The sequence below is a fragment of the Streptomyces sp. GL_141 genome (assembly GCF_057834385.1).
The window spans coordinates 8121339-8138831 of the sequence record NZ_CM174402.1; the positions used below are offsets into that span (position 1 = coordinate 8121339).

Here is a 17493-nt window from a genome sequence, read left to right on the forward strand (position 1 = left end):
CGTTCCCCCCTCACCTCGTGACCCCGCCCGGGGCCGGTCACATGCCCGGCAGGGCGCGGACCGCGCTGCCGCGCTGCCAGATGACGCTGCCTCCGGCGACCGCTCCCCGCCAGGGAACGTCGGCCCGGCCCTCCCCGGCCGGGGCCGGTGCGAACACGTACTGCTCGGCCGCCCGCCCGCCGTGCACCACGAGGATGCCGAGCTCGGGCCTCCGCAGCGGCGCGAAGATCCCGGATCCCGCCACCAACGGAGCCTGGTCCTGCGCCAGTTCCTCGGCCGCCAGCACGGTCCAGGCGGAGGCTCCGGTCTTCGCGTCGACGCTCCGGAGCTGGCGGCCGTCGGCGACGTACACGGTGTCCCCGGCCGGCGTGGGCACGCCGAAGCCCGCGCTGTCGTCCGCGGGCAGGGTCCACAGCTGTTCGCCGCGCCCCCGGTCCAGGCAGGTCAGCGTTCGGTCTCCGGACCCGCCCAGCAGCACTCCGTTCGCGGACAGGGCCGTCCGCGAACCGTCCGTGCCGGCGGGCCGCCGCCACACGGGGCCGCCGTCGGCGGCGGACAGGGCCACCACCCCTCCGGAGGCGGAGGCCAGGAGCAGCCGACCGTCCTCGGCGGCCGCCGAGAGCACCGTGCCCGACACGGGGACGGGCACACGCCAGCGCACCGCGCCGTCCGCCCGTTCGAGCGCGGCCAGGCGGCCGTCGGCGTCGAGGACGTACACCTGGTCCTCGTCGGCGGCGAGCAGCCCGGTCACCCCGTCGCGCGCGCGGTGGCGGACCGTACCGCTGCCGGGGTCCAGGAACAGCAGGGAGCCGTCGGGGTCCAGGGCGACGGGACGGCCGCCGCCGACGAGGTCGCGCACCACCGGTCCGCGCCAGCGCTGTTCGCCCGAGACCGGGTCGTGGAGGAGGAGCTCGCCGCCGCCGTCCGCGAAGCACACCCGGCCGTCGACCTCGACCGGCCCGAAGGCCGGCTGCGCCGCGGCGCCGTCGTACGACCACAGGGGCCCCGGCACGGTGCCGGGCGGGCCGCTCCAGCGGGGGGCGGGGGTACGGCCGGGGCCGTCGTCCTGCTGGAGGGTGCGCAGGGCGGTGGCACCGGTCGCCGCGAGGAGCACGGCCGCTCCGGCGCCGGTCAGCACCCTGCGCCGGGTGGGCAGCCGTGGGCCGGCGCCCAGGGCGGCTGCGGCCCGCGCCATCTCGGCGGCGTCGGCGAGCACCGTGGGAGGCAGCCAGCGGGTGGCGGCGCGCAGGGCGGCTCCCCGCGGGTCGAGTTCCGCGGCCACCTCCGCGGCGGCGGGCCGGTCCGCCGGCCGCTTTTCGAGGCAGCCGCGGATCACGGGCGTCAACTCTGCCGGTACGCCGGTGAGGTCGGGGGCCTCGTAGGCGATGCGGAAATCCGAGCGAACGGGGTCTCCGTCGTAGAAGGCGTGCCGGCCGGTCAGCGCGAAGACGAGCAGCGCACCGAGGCAGAAGACGTCGCTCGGTGGTCCGAGGGGACCCTTCACCACCTGCTCGGGCGACATGTAGCCGGGCGTTCCGGGGCGCTGCCCGGTCGCCGTCAAGGTGGCGTCCCCGGTCACCCGGGCGATGCCGAAGTCGACGACGCGGGGGCGGTCGGCGCCGAGGATGACGTTCGACGGCTTCAGATCGCGGTGTACGACCCCGGCCGCGCCCAGGGCCGTCAGGGCCCGGCCGAGCGCCCCGGCAAGGACCCGCACGGTGGGCGCGGACAGGGGGCCGTGCCGCAGTACGGCGGCGGAGAGGGTCGCCCCGGGGACGAACTCGGCGGCGATCCAGGGAACTTGCCCGGCGGTCGAGGAGCCGAGCACGTGGGCGACGAAGGGGTTGCGGACCGCTGCCGCGGCGGCGGCCTCGCGGGCGAACCGCTCGCGCAGGTCCGTGTCGCGGAAGAGTTCGGGCCGGATGGTCTTCAGGGCGACCGCCCGTCCCCGGCGGCGGGCGAGGTAGACCGTCCCCATGCCGCCGGCCCCGAGCACCCCAAGGACCCGGTGACCTCCGAGCTGCGCGGGCGTACCGCCCGGCAAGGGGGCGATCACTGGTGTCATATCGTTGATCGTATGGGTGCACCCGTCAACCATGTTTGAAATCAAGGAAGTTGACGTACTCCGGCGAGGCGGGGGCGCACCTCGGCCGCACCGGACGCGCCGGGTGCGCGGGGCATCCGTGTGCCTCGGGCGCCGATTCGAGCCCGAGCCGGGCTGTACGTGATCTTGAGACTGCGGGCAGTCCGTGGCAGGCTCATGTCGCATGATCGATGAATTCGCGAAGGACAACCTGCACGGGAGACTGCGGCGGGACCGCGAGGCGCTGCTCTGGAAACTCGACGGCCTGTCCGAATACGACGCCCGCCGACCTTTGACGGCGACCGGGACCAACCTCCTCGGCCTGGTCAAACACGTGGCCACCGTCGAGGCCAGGTACTTCGGCGAGGTCCTCGACCGCCCTTCCCCGGAACCGCTGCCCCGGTGGCAGGACGCCAACGGCAGCGATCTGTGGGCGACCGAGGACGAGACCCGCGATCAGATCACCGGGTTCTACCGGCGCACATGGGAACACTCGGACGCGACGATCGACGAGCTTCCCCTGGACGCCCCGGGCCACGTGCCGTGGTGGCCGGAGCCGCATGCCGACACGAACCTGTTCGCCATCATGGTCCATGTCCTCGGCGAGTCCATCCGCCATGCCGGGCACGCCGACATCCTGCGCGAGGGCCTCGACGGCCGGACCGGGTTGCGCGCCGAACACGAGAAGCGGATCGACGAGGAAGCCCGTGCGGCCTACCGCGCGAGGATCGAGCAGGCCGCCAGGTCGGCCGCACCCGTCAAAGCCACCCTCTGAGCGAGATCTGCGGCCCCTCGGTGAGGAACGAGAGCAAGGCGATGCGAGTCGTGGGGACGAACTCGGACGGCAATGCGGCCGCGTTCACCCAGCGGACCTGAGCGTGCTTGTGGGGCTCGCGGTTCTCGGGGTCGCCGGTCCATTCGTACGTGGCGAAGACGACGCTGAGGAAACCGTTGGGAGCTTCCACGCCCCGAGCGCCATGGATGACGTGGGCGACCACGAGGGACTCGGGCTTCACCGTGAGGCCGGTTTCCTCGTAGAGCTCGCGCACCGCGGTTGCCGTGACGGGCTCACCCGGCTCACTCTTGCCGGCGGGCAGGTCCCACAGCCCCTGGGCGAACTTCGCGTTCTCGCCGCGCTGGAGCAGGACGACTCGGTTCGTGGCCCGGTCGTGGACGATGACGGCCGCGACCAGCACCGTCATCGAGTCGAAGGCCGGTGTGAGGGCTCGGGAGCGCTCGTCGTCGTGCTGCGCCACGAGGACTCCCTTCACCGGGTGGGTTGTTGGCATGTTAGGCGAAGGGGCGCGTCCGCGACGGGCGACGGAGATCCGTGATGCGGATGCCTTCATGAATGTGGTCCAGACCAAGCCCTTGACAGGGTTTTCGTTCACTACTTAAATCACTTTGTGATGAAAGGGTCCCACCGGGCTCGCCTCCTCGCCCCCCATCCCTGTCGGCGCGGCAACCATGCGGGCCCCCACGCCCCGCGTTGTCATCTGCATGCCGCAGGGCGACATGTTCGTCACGCTCCCCGGAAGGGAGAGTCATGCACCCCCCACACTTATCCCGACGCCTGCTGCTGTCTCTGGTCTCGGTCCTGACCCTCGCCTCGCTGTCCACCGGACTTGCGCAGGGTGCGCCGGCGCCCGGGCCGGCGGCGCGGCCACCCGCGACCGCGGCCGCAGCAGCCGCCGCCGTCACCTTCTCCGACGAGTTCGACGGACCTGCGGGCTCCGCCGTGGACGGCCGGAAGTGGCAGATCGAGACGGGCGACAACGTCAACAACCACGAGCGGCAGTACTACACGGCGGGCAACCGCAACGCCGCCCTCGACGGCCAAGGCCACCTGGCCATCACCGCCCGCCGCGAGAACCCGGCCAACTACCAGTGCTGGTACGGAAGATGCGAGTACACCTCCGCGCGGCTGAACACGGCCGGCACGTTCACCACGACGTACGGCCGCGTCGAGGCCCGGATGAAGATCCCGCGCGGACAGGGCATGTGGCCCGCGTTCTGGATGCTGGGCGGCGACATCGGCCAGGTGGGCTGGCCCAACTCCGGTGAGATCGACGTCATGGAGAACGTGGGCTTCGAGCCCTCCACCGTCCACGGCACCCTGCACGGTCCCGGGTACTCCGGCAGCGGCGGAATCGGCGCCGGGTACACCCTGCCCGGTGGTCAGGTGTTCGCCGACGCCTTCCACGCCTTCGCCGTCGACTGGAGCCCCGACGCGATCACCTGGTCCGTCGACGGCACGGTCTACCAGCGCCGCACCCCCGCCGACCTCGGCGGAAAGCAATGGGTCTTCAACAAGCCCTTCTTCCTCATCCTCAACCTCGCGGTCGGCGGCTACTGGCCCGGAGACCCGAGCGGCAGCACGGTCTTCCCCCAGCAACTCCTCGTCGACTACGTGAGGGTCAGCACCGACAGCGGCCAGCCGGGCGGCGGCGGTCCCCTCACCGGCCTCGGCGGGAAGTGCGTGGACGTCGCGGGAGCGGGTACCGCCAACGGAACCCCCGTACAGCTCTACGACTGCAACGGCACCGCCGCCCAGCGCTGGAGCGCGGGAACCGACGGCACCATCCGCGCGCTCGGCAAGTGCCTGGACGTGGCCTCGGGAGGTACGGCCGACGGTACGCCGGTCCAGCTGTGGGAGTGCAACGGCAGCGCCGCCCAGCGGTGGGCCGTCCCCGCCGCCCGGGACATCGTCAACCCGCAGGCGAACAAGTGCCTGGACGCCGCGGGAGGCAGCTCGGCCAACGGCACCCGATTGCAGATATGGACCTGTACCGGGGCGGCCCACCAGAAGTGGACGGTGACCCGCGTCCTCGCCCAGTACAACGGCTGACCCCTCCACCCCTCCCGTCTCACCCACCCCCCACTCAGGCCGTACAGCCGGCACAGGAGAAGACGTGCTCAGCTCCCCACACACGCACACGCACAAGCCCGGAGCGGTTCGCCACGGCGCAAGCCGGGCCCGCGTCACACGGCCCTGGGTCGCGGCCCTCGTGGTCGCCGCCTCGGCCGCTTCGGTCCTCACCGCCCTCCATCCCAGCCAGGCCGCCACCCCACGGGCCGCCACGCCGAACGCTTCCGCGAAGGCGGCGGCCGACCTGCCGACGGGCTGGTCCACCGTCGTCAATGCCGGCAGCGGCAAGTGCGTGGACGCACGGTCGGCCGCGACCGCGAACGGCACGGCGGTGCAGCAGTACTCCTGCAACAACAGCACCGCGCAGCAATGGAGCTTCACGCCGACCGGCGACGGCTTCGTGCGGATCGGCAACCGCAACGCGAGCACCCAGGTCGTCGACGTGAGCGACACCTCCTCGGCCGACAACGCCGCCCTGCACCTCTGGGCGTACGGCGGCGGCAACAACCAGCAGTGGCAGGCCGTCGACGAGGGCGGCGGCGCGTACCACTTCGTCAGCCGCCACAGCGGGAAGTGCCTGGACGTCCCGGCCGCCTCGACGGCCGACAGCGTCCAGCTGGTGCAGTACACCTGCAACGGCACGGCGGCCCAGCGCTTCCAGGTGGCGCCCGTGAACACCGCGCCCGGGGACGTGGACCTCGGCCCGAACGTGGTCGTCTTCGACCCGTCGATGCCGTCGTCCACCATCCAGAGCCGGCTGAACTCCATCTTCCAGCAGCAGGAGACCAACCAGTTCGGCTCCCAGCGCTACGCCGTGATGTTCAAGCCGGGTACCTACGGCAACGATGTCAACGTCGGCTTCTACACCCAGGTCCTCGGCCTCGGCCAGTCGCCCGACGCGGTGACGATCAACGGCGCCGTGCACGTGGAGGCGGACTGGTTCCCGCCGCAGAACGCCACCCAGAACTTCTGGCGCGGCGCGGAGAACCTGTCGGTGAACCCGACCGGCGGCACAGACCGTTGGGCGGTCTCGCAGGCGTCCGGGTACCGGCGCATGCACGTCCGCGGCAACCTCGAGCTGAGCGACGGCGGCTGGGCCAGCGGCGGATTCATGGCCGACAGCAAGATCGACGGCCAGGTCCGGTCCGGCACCCAGCAGCAGTGGCTGACCCGCAACTCCCAGCTCGGCAGCTGGACCGGGTCCAACTGGAACATGGTGTTCGTCGGCAGCCAGGGCGTGCCGGGCAACACCTTCCCCAACCCGCCTTACACCACGGTGAACCAGACGCCGACGGTCCGCGAGAAGCCCTTCCTGTACGTGGACGGCGCGGGCGCGTACAAGGTGTTCGTACCGTCCCTGCGCACCGACTCCACGGCCACCAGCTGGGCCGGCGGGAATGCGGCGGGCAGCTCGCTCGGCATGGACCAGTTCTACGTCGTCAAGCCCGGAGCGACGGCCGCACAGATCAACGCGGCACTGACCGAGGGGAAGAACCTGCTGGTCACCCCCGGTGTCTACCACCTCAGCCAGACCTTGAAGGTGACCCGCCCCGACACCGTCGTCCTCGGTCTCGGCCTCGCCACCTTCATTCCTGACAACGGTGTCACGGCCATGACGGTGGCCGATGTCGACGGCGTGAAGGTCGCAGGCGTCCTCTTCGACGCCGGAACCACCAACTCGCAGACCCTGATGGAAGTCGGCCCCGCCGGCGCCGCCGCGAACCACGCGGCGAACCCCACCTCCCTGCACGACGTCTACTTCCGGGTCGGTGGCGCCGCGGTCGGCAGGGCGACGACCAGCCTGGTGGTCAACAGCGATCACGTCATCGGCGACCACATGTGGATCTGGCGCGGCGATCACGGCAGCGGCATCGGCTGGAACAGCAACACGGCGGACACGGGGCTCGTCGTCAACGGCGACGGTGTCACCATGTACGGCCTGTTCGTCGAGCACTACCAGAAGCACCAGACCATCTGGAACGGCAACGGCGGGCGGACGTACTTCTACCAGAACGAGATGCCGTACGACCCGCCGAACCAGGCGGCGTGGATGAACGGGTCCACGCAGGGCTACTCGGCGTACAAGGTCGCGAACTCGGTCACCAGTCACCAGGCGTACGGGCTCGGCAGCTACTGCTACTTCAACGTCAACCCGAGCGTGACCGCCGAGCGTGCCTTCGAGGCCCCCAACAACTCGAACGTGCGCTTCCAGAACATGGTGACCGTCTCGCTCGGCGGCACCGGGACCATCCGGCACGTCATCAACGACCGGGGCGGACCCTCCAACGCGTCCACCAACGTGGCCAACCTGGTGAGCCACCCGTGAGGCGGCTCGTAGCACGGCTGCTGGTCCTGTTGGCCTGACGGCCCCGGCCTCCCGGTTCCTGGTCGGCGTGTAGGTGAAATCGACTGCTGGCGAACGGAGGGGTCAACGACTACCAGGTCGTCATGTTCCTGGACGACGCACCCAAGACGGGCGCCCAGCGGGCCGGCTTCGAGCGGTACGTGAGGGCCGGCGGCGGCTGGATGGGCTTCCACTCCTCGGTGTTCACCACCAACGCCGGCTCATGGCCCTGGTACTACAACGGGTTCCTCGGCAGCGGGAACTTCCGGACCGACACCTGGGGTCCGACCACGGCGGTGCTGCGCACGGAGGACCGGACGCACCCCTCGACCGCGGGGCTGCCCGCGACATTCACCTCGGCGGTCAGCGAGTGGTACGGCTGGTCGAACGACCTGCGCGCCAACGGGAACATCAAGGTCCTGGCATCGGTCGACCCGACGAGCTTCCCCCTGGGCACGGACCCGAACCAGTCCTGGTACAGCGGCTACTACCCGATCCTCTGGACCAACACCCAGTACAAGACGGTGTACGCCAACTTCGGGCACAACGCCATGGACTACGGCTCCAACACCCGGCTGTCCCGGATCGCGGTCCGGGGCGATCCACAGTCCACCTGACCGCTCACCCCTGAGGCTCTGCCTCCCCCTGATGTCCACGTTCGGGAGAACAGCCTGTACCGCCCGGGTCGCCCCCGGGAGGTACAGGCTCGGTCGCTGCCTTCACTTGGTCGCCTTCAGCGCGTTCACGTCCTTGGCCAGCGCCGTCACCTTGGCACTCAGTTCCCCGAGTTGCCTGCTCAGGTCTGCCAGGCCGTCCTGCCGGCCCAGGCTGCCGTTCCCGTTGGCCGCCGCACGGCTCCGTGTTCGGGCGGCCCCGGCCGGGAGGCCCTGGATGGAGATCTCCACTTCCTGCCATGCCGTCAGCACGGCCGACTGTTCGGGGCTGCCTGCGCCGAACAGTTCGCCGGCCTTATGGAAGGTGGTGCGGGCGAAATCATGGAACTGGGCCTCGGCGCCGGACACTTTGAGCGATTCGAACCAGATCGGCCCGGCGGCCTCCCAGGCGAAGCCGCCGATGCCCACGGCGGTCAGGTAGAACGCCCTGTTCGGAATGCCGGAGTTGAGGTGTACCCCGCCGTTGTCCCCTTCCTCGGTGTCGGGGAGGTGGATGAACTTGCTCATGCGGTCGGGCTGGGGGTCCCTTCCGAACAGCGGATTGTTGTACGCGTGCCCCGGGGCCTTCATCGATCGCAGGGCGTCGGCATCGATTCCGGGGGTCCACACGTCGGCGCCGATCAGCCAGTCCGCCTCCTCGGCCGCCTGCTTCAGCGACCACTGCTTGACCAGCGACCCGAAGACGTCCGAAACCGACTCGTTCAGGGCGCCCGACTGGTTGTGGTACTCGAATCCAGCGGTGTGCTCCGTCACTCCGTGCGTCAGCTCGTGGGCGATCACGTCGAGGGATCCGGTGAGGTCACCGAGCACCTTTCCGTCCCCGTCGCCGAAGACCATCTGCCGTCCGTCCCAGAACGCGTTGTTGAACTTCACGCCGAAGTGGACGAACCCGTCCAGCCGCATCCCCCGGCCGTCGATCGAATCGCGCTGGAAGACCTCTCCGAAGAAGTCGCGCGTCAGACCGAGTCCGTCGAACGCCCGGTTGGTGGACTCGTCCACGGACTCCGGTCCGTCTTCCGACCTGGCCAGGACAGCGGTCGGGAGGAAGCTCTTCTCCTCGCAGTCGAAGACGGTGCGGCGGCCGTTGCCGGGGGCGGCCGCGCCGGCGAAGGAGGCCCGGACCTCTCGCTGGCCACGCAGGCGAGCAGTGGTCAACATGGTGTCCAGGGCCGCCTGGCGCACCTCGCTCTGGTCGCTCTCCAGGAGCCTCCTGAGGAGGTACGGGGGGATGATGCAGTTGAGTCGCGAGGTCCTGCTCATAGGGCGACACCTCATGGATAGGAAGGACGGTTGACCTGAGCGGACTGGCCCCCTACCCGCCTGAGCGGGCCTTCTCCAGGAGCTCCAGGTAGGGCGTCTCCGCCGTGGAGCCGCGTACCGGCGAAAGACCGTACCGGTCGATGTTCTTCTCGGCCGCGTTGGGATTTAGATTGAGGGGATCGAACTCGATCCGTTCATCCGGTGGCGACACGTCCACGACTACGCGCGGCCACTCGCCATTGTCCACTCTGAACACGGTGATCTGCTGTCGACCCCGGGTCACGTTCAGAATTTCACTGCTGTTCGAGATCTCGGATCGATACCTGTACTTCGTGTCGGCAGGATATCCTTGCTCCTTCTTGGCATCCTCTGCGAGCTTCTTGCCTCCGACCCCGGAACGCTCGTACGCAGTGGGCATTTTCATTCTGTCTTTCCTGATCACGTACACCTCGGTCTGGGCCCGGATGACTTCCCACTTGCGCTTGTCCGGATCCTTGACCTCGATGACCACGTCCTGCGCGACCTCCGCCCCTGGATTCAGCACGGTGCCCACCGGCGTGACGAAGGCGCCATCGTAGATCAATTCGAATGCGCCGGTCTTGGTGTCGGCGCTGTTGTTCGCGGGCCCGCCATGGATCCAGTACTTGCTGTCGAGGATGTAGACGGGAACTTCGCCCGCGTTCTTCACGTACAGATGGACCGTGACGTGCAGCTGAGACGCGCCTTTTTGCAGACTCGACTCTTTGAACTGCGCCCCGCTCTGTATCAGCGGGGTTCTCACATAGGGAAGATAGATTTGCGAGTAGGCCAGGTTGGCGCCGGCGAGAAGGGTGGAGACGATGACCCCGATCGCGATCGTCTTGGGATTGCGGAGACCTTTCCACGCCCGCAGCCTGATGAGTCCGACCAGCGCCACCGAAGCCCAGACGCAGAGGGCGATCCCGATCAGGGTGTAGCCGGTGAACCGCTCGCCGATCTGCAGCAGGAGGAGGCAGATCCCGCAGAGGAGGGCGATGACGACTCCGCCCAGAACGGCCACCCCCGAGTAGCGCCATCGCCGCTTGCCCCAGTAGTCGACCGCCGCCGCGGCGGCAGCCAGTTCCACCATGGCGGCAACGAGGACGGTAACTCCTGCGATCCGTCCGCCGTAGGTCAGGGCATCGCCGCTGTCCGACATTCCGATCTGGAAGAGCGGGTACGCGGTCGCGAGGAATCCGAAGACCATGAGAAGGCCGATGGTCAGGCGCCGAACGGGCCGGTCCGGCCAGACACCGCAGTCCCCGCCGAGCCATTGGATGTCGTGGTGCCCGACCGACACACCGGCACGATCCAGGATCCTCCGGAGCTCCCCGGCAGACCGGGCCTCTCCCACGCGGTGGCCGTCGATCAGGACCTTCCGCACGCCGAGGTCATCAGGCGGTCCTACGGATACCTCGGGGGTGTTCGCCATGACATCAGCCTCCTCTCAGTCCGAGGGAGGTGCCCCCGGAGCATGCCCCCTGAGCGCTGCCGCGTCAGGGTGCGGTCAAGGTGGCGCAGGGCGAAGCTGGAGTTGACGTGTAGGTATCGCTCGTCCCCGAAGGGAGCTCCCATGCGTAGGCGCATTCTCGGATTCACCGCCGCACTCGTACTGGCCGTTCTCGGCACCGCAGTCCCCGTCGCGTCGGCCGTCGTGCCGACGGTCACCGGACCGGAGTGCGTGGCCGACAAGGTGGGGAAGGTGGAGTACGACTCCAGTACCGGCCTCTTCACTTGCATAGGCGGCGCGCTCGACGGCGAACCGATCACCGGGTGAACGCGGCCTTGGGCATGCATGTGCGACACCGGCCTACACCCAGTTGACTTCCGCCCGCTCCAGCAGCGGGTCGTCCGTCAGCTGGAACAGCGGCACGGCGAAGTTGCCCGACCTGAACCGGCCGCCGAAGTGGAGGCCGAGGACCCGGTGGTCGGCCAGGTCGAAGACGGGGGAGCCGCTGTTGCCGCCGAGCGTGGAGCAGTCGTGCGTCATGGTGAACCCGGGACCGTCCGGAACCAGCGCCGTCGCCGTGCCCGGCTGGAGCCGCTTCACGTTGTAGATGTCCATGAAGATGCGGCTCATGGCCTCCGGTTCGTTGCGGCGGCCGTCCGCCGCCGGGTAGCCGACCACGTACACGGGCCGGCCCTCCAGGTCCGGCGGAGCATCGGCGGCGACCGGCAGCGGCGTCGGCAGCGGACCGCCGCCGCCCGCCACCGGGGACACCCGGAGCAGCGCCATGTCGACGTCCCGGTGGATGCCGATGACCTCGGTGACCTTGAACTCGAACGATCCGTCGGTGGCGGGCACGCCGAGTTCCTCGGCGGTGTCGATGCGCGCACCCATGCCCTGGCGGAAGGTGAACCCGCCGTCGCCGTCCGCACGGCTGAACTCGGCCGCGACATGGCGGTTGGTCATCACGGCGAACGGCGAGACCAGGAAGCCCGTGCCCAGCCAGTCCAGGTCCGCGTGGCCGGAGACCTCCACCCGGCCGACCCGCTCGATCGACGCCCTGATGCCCGGCCGCTGCCCGTCGAGCAGGGCCCAGTCGCCCGCCTGCGAGGCGAAGTCCTGGCCCTGGACCAGGATCGCCGGGCGGCCTTCGAGCAGGACGATCGCCTCCACGCCGAAGGACTCGTCCGCGTCGACGTCGTCCCTGCGGCCCGCCGCCAGCTTCTCCAGCCCGCGCACCCCGGCTTCCAGCACCCTGGCCCGCTCCTCCCGGGCGGCGCGACCGATCTGCGCGGCCGCCTCCTCCTCCCGGGGAAGCTCCTCGGCGGACTCGGGGATCTCGGCGTCCAGCCCCTTGCGCACGCGTGCGGCCACCTCCAGCAGATCCTCTCGGAAGACCTGCTCGGGCCCGGTCGCCACCGGTGATCGACCGCGCATCTCACACCTCCTGTGATCGTGCCCGTCGCGTCAGCGCGACTGGGCCGCCGCGATCTCGTCGTGGATCTGCGGGGTGTGCTCCCGCAGGTGCCGCATGATGGCACTCAGTTGCGTGCCGACGTTCACGAAGGCCGTGCTCTTGCCCTGGAAGCTGACGTCCGTCACGCGCCGCGTGCCGCGGTGCAGGGCCACCACCGTCCAGTCGTCGGTCAGCACGGGCGAGCCGGAGGAGCCGCCCCGGGTGTCGGTGAAGTAGCGCACGTCCGTGTCGTCCGCCTCGAAGGCGAGGTTGTTGCGCAGCGCGATCCGCTTCGGCTCTCCACCCGGGTGCTGAATGATGTTGAGTGCCACCGGCGTGTCCTTGTCCACCGCCAGCGGCGCGGTGGCGATGCGGAGGAAGGTGTCGGGCGGGGCGCCGGTCAGACGCAGCACGGCGTAGTCGAGCTCCTCGTCCCAGGCCACGAGTTCGCTGGCCGGTACCTCCTCGACGTTCGTGTCGTCCTCGCTCAGGTAGTCGAACCGGGAGCGTGATCCCTGGGCCTGGAGCCGGAGGTCCGACGGGTCCGCCACCTGCTGTTGGCCGTCGGTGCGCTTGCGGGCGTTGACCACGTGGTGGTTCGTGACGAGGAGGCCGGGGGCGATGAGCCATCCCGTGCCGCTGTGTGGCAGCGCCACCGGCTGGAGCAGGGCGCCCCCCTGGTACGGCAGCACCTTGATGCGGGCGACCGAGGAGCCGGCCAGCGCGCCGCCGGTCAGGAAACCGAAGGGCACCGTGTCGTCCCGGAAGACGATCTCTTCCTTGGTTTCCCCGGTGCGGACGTCGGGTGCCACGTCGGGCTCACCCGCCGCGTCGCGCGCCACCCGGTCCAGTGCCTTGAGTATCACGTCGCGGGCGGCGGCGTCGGTCAGTTGGTCGGCGGCGTTGCGGAGCCAGACGGACAGCGGAACGGTGCCGTCGATCAGCCGCTCCACGTGGTTCATCTCGTTGAGGTCCGAGTGGACCTGCTGGAGGGGCGCCGCGAGGAGTGGCAGCGAGCCGATGTACTTCGGGAGGATTCCCGCGAACAGCAGCTTCCGGAGTGCCGGGTCCGACAGTCCTGCCTCCACCGCCGTGTCCCGCAGCTGTACGACGTCGTCCTGGGAGAGATACGTGTCGCTCATGGTCGATCAGGCCGCTCGGTGGCCGTTCCCTTCGGCTGGACTCTCCGCTGAGAGGTCCGCCCCGCCCGGCTGAGGGGCGACCGGCCGCGTGCCCGTGGGCACGGCCGGGCCGGGGGTGGCGGCCGGGCCGGGGGCGGCGGCGCCGGCGCCCATCGCCGCCGCCACGCCCGAGGCGAGCTCGCCGCTCCCGCCGTCGAGGGCCAGGAGGCGCCCGGCGAGCCGGTCGAGCGTCCCGAGCCGGCGCGCCTCACGCAGCATGCCCTGCACCCCCTGGTGGGTGGCTCCGGTCGCGGACCGCAGGACAGTGGCAGAAGGATCGGGCGGGCCGGCGGAGTCCTCCAGAAGGCGGAGCAGCGGGGCCCGCAGCTCCGGCCGGCCGGCCACCACCCGGGCGATCGCCTCGCCGAGTATGTCCAGGACCCCGTCCTCGGTCGCGGGCAGGCCCACGACGTCCAGGGCGTGCTCCAGGATCAGCGGGTGGTCGTGCGAGACCTCGGCGACCGCGGCACGCACCAGGGCGGGCTGGCGGACGAGCTCCGCGTCGGGCAGCCGACGCAGTCGCTCGGCGAGCCTGCTCCCGGCATCCTGATCGTGTTCCTCGGTGCGGGACGCCAGCTGTGCACGGGTCAGCAGGGCGCCCAGCGCCTCGAAGTCCTTGCCCAGGCCCGTGGCGATCTCCTCGGCCTCGGCGAGGTCGTCGCCGGCCTCGGCGAGGTCGCCGTCCGCCTCTGCCAGCCGCGCCGAGACGAGGAGCAGCTCCAGCTGCAGTGCCGGGAAGCCGTCCTCATCGGCGCGCTCCACGGCCGCGTCGGCGGCCGCCCGGGCTTCGGCACGACGGCCCAGCCGGTCCAGGATCTCGACCCACAGCGGGTGCAACGGGCTGCCCGAGGTCCACGGGCGCCGCCCCTCGATCCGGGCGGCGGCCTCCTCCGTGTACCCCTGCGACAGCAGGTCCTGGACCTCGCGGGCGGCGATGCGCTCCCAGTCCTCCTGCTCCGCCTCCGCCATCACCTCGTCCGGGGTGTGGCCGCCGAAGCGCCCGGCGAGGTACGCGGCGGACCGCCCCGCCATGTCCTCGTCGGCCCCGACGAGGAACCGCTCTACACCGGGCAGCCAGCGCAGGTCCACGTCGCGCGGGCTCTCGTTCAACCGCAGCCGGTGGTAGATCTCCTCGGCCCGCGGCTCCAGGCCTTCGCGTACCGCGTAGTACGCGACGGCACGCCGCCCGACCGCCCGCATCACGTCCGCACGGGCGCGGTCGGCCAGCCGCAGCATGATGGCGCGCAGATCGGCCCGGTGGCGTACGGTCCCGGGGCCGGCGGATTCCACCTGGTCGAGCCGGGAGAACAGCTCGAAGAGGCGCTCCGCCTCCCCGTCGGAGTCCACCGTCAGTCCGCACGGTCCGGCGAGGACCTCCCGGATCAGCGCGGGGGTGATGGTCCGCAGTGCCAATCCGGCCTGCGCGAGAGCGCGGACGTCCGGGTCCCCGATGCGCCTGAGGATCCGCTCGTAGAGGGTCCCCTGGATGAGCATCTGGTCGACCTTGCGGTAGAAGTGGCGGCGCCGCCGGGGCAGGCTCTCGATCAGTTCGTTCAGCGATTCGGCCCGGTTGCCCTCCTGCTCGGCTGCCCGCGCCGCCAGCTTCAGACTCAGCGGGTTCCCGCCCACGCGGTCGGCGAGCTTCTCGGCGAGACGTTCGTCGGTCACCCCGCAGGAGACCAGGAGGGCCACGGAGGCCTCCGGGCCGAGGTCGTTCAGCTCGATCGTCAGGGGCTCCACCACTCGGGCCGGATGGTGCTTCAGCAGCCGCCCCGCGACGACGGTCCGCAGCCGCGGGTGCACCTTCTGGAGGGCCGACCAGAGACCCCACATGCGGCCGAGCTCCGGGGAACCGCTGTACTGGGCCTCCTCGAAGGAGTCGATCACGAGAACCAGGGGCGGCTGCTCCGCCGCGGGCACCCCCACTGCCTGGACGACGAGTGTCGCGAGCTGCGCCGCCAGCAGGCCTTCGCGTGCCGAGGCCAGGGCGTGCACCCCCGACTGGGAGAGCCGTGCCATCGTCGCCCGGGTGGTGGCGAGCTCGTAGAGCTCTTCGACCGTGCCCTCTTCGGCCCGGTGGAGGCCGACGGTCTCCTCGCACGTGTGCGCCAGGGCGTCGAAATCGGCGTGGTGCCCGGGGTACTGGACGCTGAGCTGCCGGGCCATCTCCGCGATCAGGGTGGCCGGTTCGCGGGCCGAGAGGGTGGGCCTCGCGAAGTCGACGTACGCGAAGGGGAACGTGGTGGGGAAGTCGCGCAGGCTGTCCCGGAGGAACGTCGCGAGCAGGGTGCTCTTGCCGACGCCGCCCAGCCCGTGGACCAGTACCGGCCGCTTCGTGCCGGCGGCGACCGCGAGGGTGAACTCGTCCTGGAGCGGCGTGGGCAGTCCGATGTAGGCGCGCAGTCGGGCGAGTTCCTCGGCGCGCCCCTGGAAGGAGCCGCGTGCGAGGCGTTCCAGGGGCTGCATCAGCCGCGCCCGGTCCAGCAGCCGCTGGACCTCCGCGCTCTCGGGGATGCCGGTGATGCCCGGGATCTGCGCGAGCCACAACACCGCCTGGAGCGTGTGCGGCAGTTGGCCCAGCTTCTGGTGGGCGAGGTCCGGGGGCGTGCCGTCGAGGTAGGCCAGCGCGATGCTTGCCGGGCCCGTGCCGGGCGGGATCTGCTCCAGGTTGGCCAGCAGGGCGCGGCGGGCCCCTTGCGGACCGGCGAAGCCGCGCAGCGCCGTGTCGCGGACGTCCGACTTGAGTACCCAGGTGAAGGTGTTGCGCGCGCCGACGGCCCGGCAGTCGGGCAGCAGCTCCACCCCGGCCGCCCCGGAGGGCTCCCCCTCGCCGGGCAGCTTCAGCCGTGAGGGGTCGAACCTGCTCAGCAGGGACGCCGCTTCCCGGTAGGCCTTGCGCAGGTCCGACACGTCTGCGGGGCCGGCGGAGGCCACGGCGGTGCTCAGCTGCTCGCTCAGGCGCGCGCCGAATTCCTCGCCGGCGGCGAGCTTGCCGTAATGGCGGACCGACGCCGCTGCCGCCGTGGAGATCTTGCGCATGTAGCTGTCGGGGCCGCAGGCCTCACAGGCTTGGAGAACGGCGGGGACGGCCGTTTCGACGAGGGCGGAGATCCGCTGGACGTCCGGGGGAGTCGAAGGCGAAGCCTCGGTGAAGAACTGCCGGAAGAACTCGCGCAGATCCTCCGGGCCGAACATCCGGGCGGTGTCCCTGACCTCGTCCCTGCGTATCTCGTAGGGGAGCTGGCGCATCGTCGGCGAGTACCCGAGCAGCACCAGCCGGGGCGGTACGTTCGGCGGCGTCGGCCTCTGCTCGTGGATGGTCAGGGCCAGCTTGCCGATGCAGTCCCAGACGTCGGAATTGGGGTCGAGCTTGTCGCAGTCGTCCAGCACCAGCCAGTACTGCCCCTGCGCGGTGGTGGCCTGGTTGACGGCGCGGTGCACCGCCGCATCGATCTCGGGTAGTGGATCGTTCAATTGTGTCGGATTCAACGGCGGGAGGGGAGGGAGGGGCGGGAGGGCCGTGCCCGAGAGCGTCGACGGGACCGGGCTCGGGTCCGCGACGCACTCGGCGAGCCGCTGGACCACCTGCTCGGCGGTCGAGGCCCGGTTCAGCGTGACCCGCACCGGGCGGAAATTGCAGTGCTCGCCTATGTGCCGGATCAGCTTGTAGCTGTAGGAGCGCCCACTGTCCGGCTCTCCGTCCACCACCAGAACGGTCTTGTCGGGATTCTCGAGGAACTCGCGGATCCGCTTCCTGAAATCCGCCCGGTCGATGAACACCTCGGCGCCGTTGCCGAGCACATTGCTGAGGAAGAAGTCCTGGGTTGAAACGTGGAGCCGTACGGCCTCCTCCAGCTCGTTCCTGAGGCGCTTGGCCTCCACCGCGGCCGGGAGGACGTCGAGCGTGCCCAACCGCACGAGCGTGCTGAGGAGGAGGAGTTGCATTTCGACGCCGCTGTTCCGCACTGCCTCGACCAGGGCGACAGCATTGTCGTGGCTCACGTAGTTCAGCGGAATTCTGCTCACGTACTCGGGCGAGAACCCGAACTGGATCAACTTGCGTCGGGGTTCGCCGTCGATGAAGAGGTGATCTCGCACCAAGTCGGTGACGAGTCCCCATTCGGTATCCTTGGGAGACATACCGCACCTGCACAGCCGCCG

The 17493-nt window shown here is 70.4% G+C and carries 11 protein-coding genes and 1 pseudogene; 5 read left to right on the top strand and 7 right to left on the bottom strand.

Translation table 11 applies throughout. The annotated features are described in order from the left end of the window. Nucleotides 1-37: 37 nt before the first annotated feature. Nucleotides 38-2065 carry a serine/threonine-protein kinase gene (locus AC3IX6_RS36150; RefSeq protein ID WP_489367502.1) on the bottom strand — a complete coding sequence of 676 codons (2028 nt, stop codon included), beginning with the start codon at nucleotides 2063-2065 and terminating at the stop codon, nucleotides 38-40. Nucleotides 2066-2267: 202 nt separating this feature from the next. Here AC3IX6_RS36150 and AC3IX6_RS36155 point away from each other — a divergent pair, with 202 nt between their 5' ends. Beyond that, on the top strand, nucleotides 2268-2858 hold the full coding sequence (locus AC3IX6_RS36155; protein ID WP_489367503.1) for a DinB family protein: 591 nt from the start codon (nucleotides 2268-2270) through the stop codon (nucleotides 2856-2858). On the opposite strand, the gene AC3IX6_RS36160 is transcribed toward AC3IX6_RS36155, so the two are convergent. Continuing rightward, a complete protein-coding gene (locus tag AC3IX6_RS36160; protein WP_489367504.1) occupies nucleotides 2842-3372 on the bottom strand; it encodes an NUDIX domain-containing protein in 531 nt (176 codons plus the stop codon). The two genes, AC3IX6_RS36155 and AC3IX6_RS36160, sit on opposite strands and share 17 nt — an antisense overlap. A gap of 257 nt (nucleotides 3373-3629) precedes the next feature. Here AC3IX6_RS36160 and AC3IX6_RS36165 point away from each other — a divergent pair, with 257 nt between their 5' ends. The 3 genes and pseudogenes from AC3IX6_RS36165 to AC3IX6_RS36175 all read left to right on the top strand — a co-directional run. Continuing rightward, the gene (locus AC3IX6_RS36165) at nucleotides 3630-4931 is read left to right on the top strand and encodes an RICIN domain-containing protein (protein ID WP_489367505.1); all 1302 of its coding nucleotides are present in this window, start codon (nucleotides 3630-3632) and stop codon (nucleotides 4929-4931) included. Nucleotides 4932-5091: 160 nt separating this feature from the next. After that, nucleotides 5092-7278 (top strand): RICIN domain-containing protein, encoded by a 2187-nt coding sequence (locus tag AC3IX6_RS36170; RefSeq protein ID WP_489371665.1) that lies wholly within the window; start codon nucleotides 5092-5094, stop codon nucleotides 7276-7278. A gap of 83 nt (nucleotides 7279-7361) precedes the next feature. Further along, nucleotides 7362-7877: pseudogene (locus AC3IX6_RS36175) on the top strand (ThuA domain-containing protein); the annotation flags it as partial. Between the two features lie 138 nt (nucleotides 7878-8015). Here AC3IX6_RS36175 and AC3IX6_RS36180 read toward each other — a convergent pair. Both AC3IX6_RS36180 and AC3IX6_RS36185 read right to left on the bottom strand, forming a co-directional pair. Further along, nucleotides 8016-9230, bottom strand: a complete 1215-nt coding sequence (locus AC3IX6_RS36180; RefSeq protein ID WP_489367506.1) for a M4 family metallopeptidase — start codon at nucleotides 9228-9230, stop codon at nucleotides 8016-8018. A 52-nt stretch (nucleotides 9231-9282) separates the two neighbouring features. After that, entirely contained in the window at nucleotides 9283-10680 is a 1398-nt protein-coding gene (locus AC3IX6_RS36185; protein WP_489367507.1) for a hypothetical protein, read from the bottom strand. A 141-nt stretch (nucleotides 10681-10821) separates the two neighbouring features. Here AC3IX6_RS36185 and AC3IX6_RS36190 point away from each other — a divergent pair, with 141 nt between their 5' ends. Then, entirely contained in the window at nucleotides 10822-11025 is a 204-nt protein-coding gene (locus tag AC3IX6_RS36190) for a hypothetical protein (RefSeq protein ID WP_489367508.1), read from the top strand. 33 nt (nucleotides 11026-11058) lie between these two features. Here the strand turns inward: AC3IX6_RS36190 and AC3IX6_RS36195 are convergent, their stop codons facing one another. From AC3IX6_RS36195 to AC3IX6_RS36205, 3 genes are read right to left on the bottom strand one after another with little or no spacing between them, the layout of a single operon-like run. Further along, the gene (locus AC3IX6_RS36195) at nucleotides 11059-12132 is read right to left on the bottom strand and encodes a trypsin-like serine peptidase (protein ID WP_489367509.1); all 1074 of its coding nucleotides are present in this window, start codon (nucleotides 12130-12132) and stop codon (nucleotides 11059-11061) included. A gap of 30 nt (nucleotides 12133-12162) precedes the next feature. Continuing rightward, on the bottom strand, nucleotides 12163-13293 hold the full coding sequence (locus AC3IX6_RS36200; protein ID WP_489367510.1) for a trypsin-like peptidase domain-containing protein: 1131 nt from the start codon (nucleotides 13291-13293) through the stop codon (nucleotides 12163-12165). A 6-nt stretch (nucleotides 13294-13299) separates the two neighbouring features. Then, nucleotides 13300-17472 carry an AAA family ATPase gene (locus AC3IX6_RS36205; RefSeq protein ID WP_489367511.1) on the bottom strand — a complete coding sequence of 1391 codons (4173 nt, stop codon included), beginning with the start codon at nucleotides 17470-17472 and terminating at the stop codon, nucleotides 13300-13302. Nucleotides 17473-17493 lie beyond the last annotated feature (21 nt).

Excerpts from the sequence above, each read along its gene's own strand:
- AC3IX6_RS36150 (WP_489367502.1), bottom strand. The coding sequence starts at position 2,065 with ATGACACCAGTGATCGCCCCCTTGCCGGGCGGTACGCCCGCGCAGCTC.
- AC3IX6_RS36155 (WP_489367503.1), top strand. The coding sequence starts at position 2,268 with ATGATCGATGAATTCGCGAAGGACAACCTGCACGGGAGACTGCGGCGG.
- AC3IX6_RS36160 (WP_489367504.1), bottom strand. The coding sequence starts at position 3,372 with ATGCCAACAACCCACCCGGTGAAGGGAGTCCTCGTGGCGCAGCACGAC.
- AC3IX6_RS36165 (WP_489367505.1), top strand. The coding sequence starts at position 3,630 with ATGCACCCCCCACACTTATCCCGACGCCTGCTGCTGTCTCTGGTCTCG.
- AC3IX6_RS36180 (WP_489367506.1), bottom strand. The coding sequence starts at position 9,230 with ATGAGCAGGACCTCGCGACTCAACTGCATCATCCCCCCGTACCTCCTC.
- AC3IX6_RS36185 (WP_489367507.1), bottom strand. The coding sequence starts at position 10,680 with ATGGCGAACACCCCCGAGGTATCCGTAGGACCGCCTGATGACCTCGGC.
- AC3IX6_RS36190 (WP_489367508.1), top strand. The coding sequence starts at position 10,822 with ATGCGTAGGCGCATTCTCGGATTCACCGCCGCACTCGTACTGGCCGTT.
- AC3IX6_RS36195 (WP_489367509.1), bottom strand. The coding sequence starts at position 12,132 with ATGCGCGGTCGATCACCGGTGGCGACCGGGCCCGAGCAGGTCTTCCGA.
- AC3IX6_RS36200 (WP_489367510.1), bottom strand. The coding sequence starts at position 13,293 with ATGAGCGACACGTATCTCTCCCAGGACGACGTCGTACAGCTGCGGGAC.
- AC3IX6_RS36205 (WP_489367511.1), bottom strand. The coding sequence starts at position 17,472 with ATGTCTCCCAAGGATACCGAATGGGGACTCGTCACCGACTTGGTGCGA.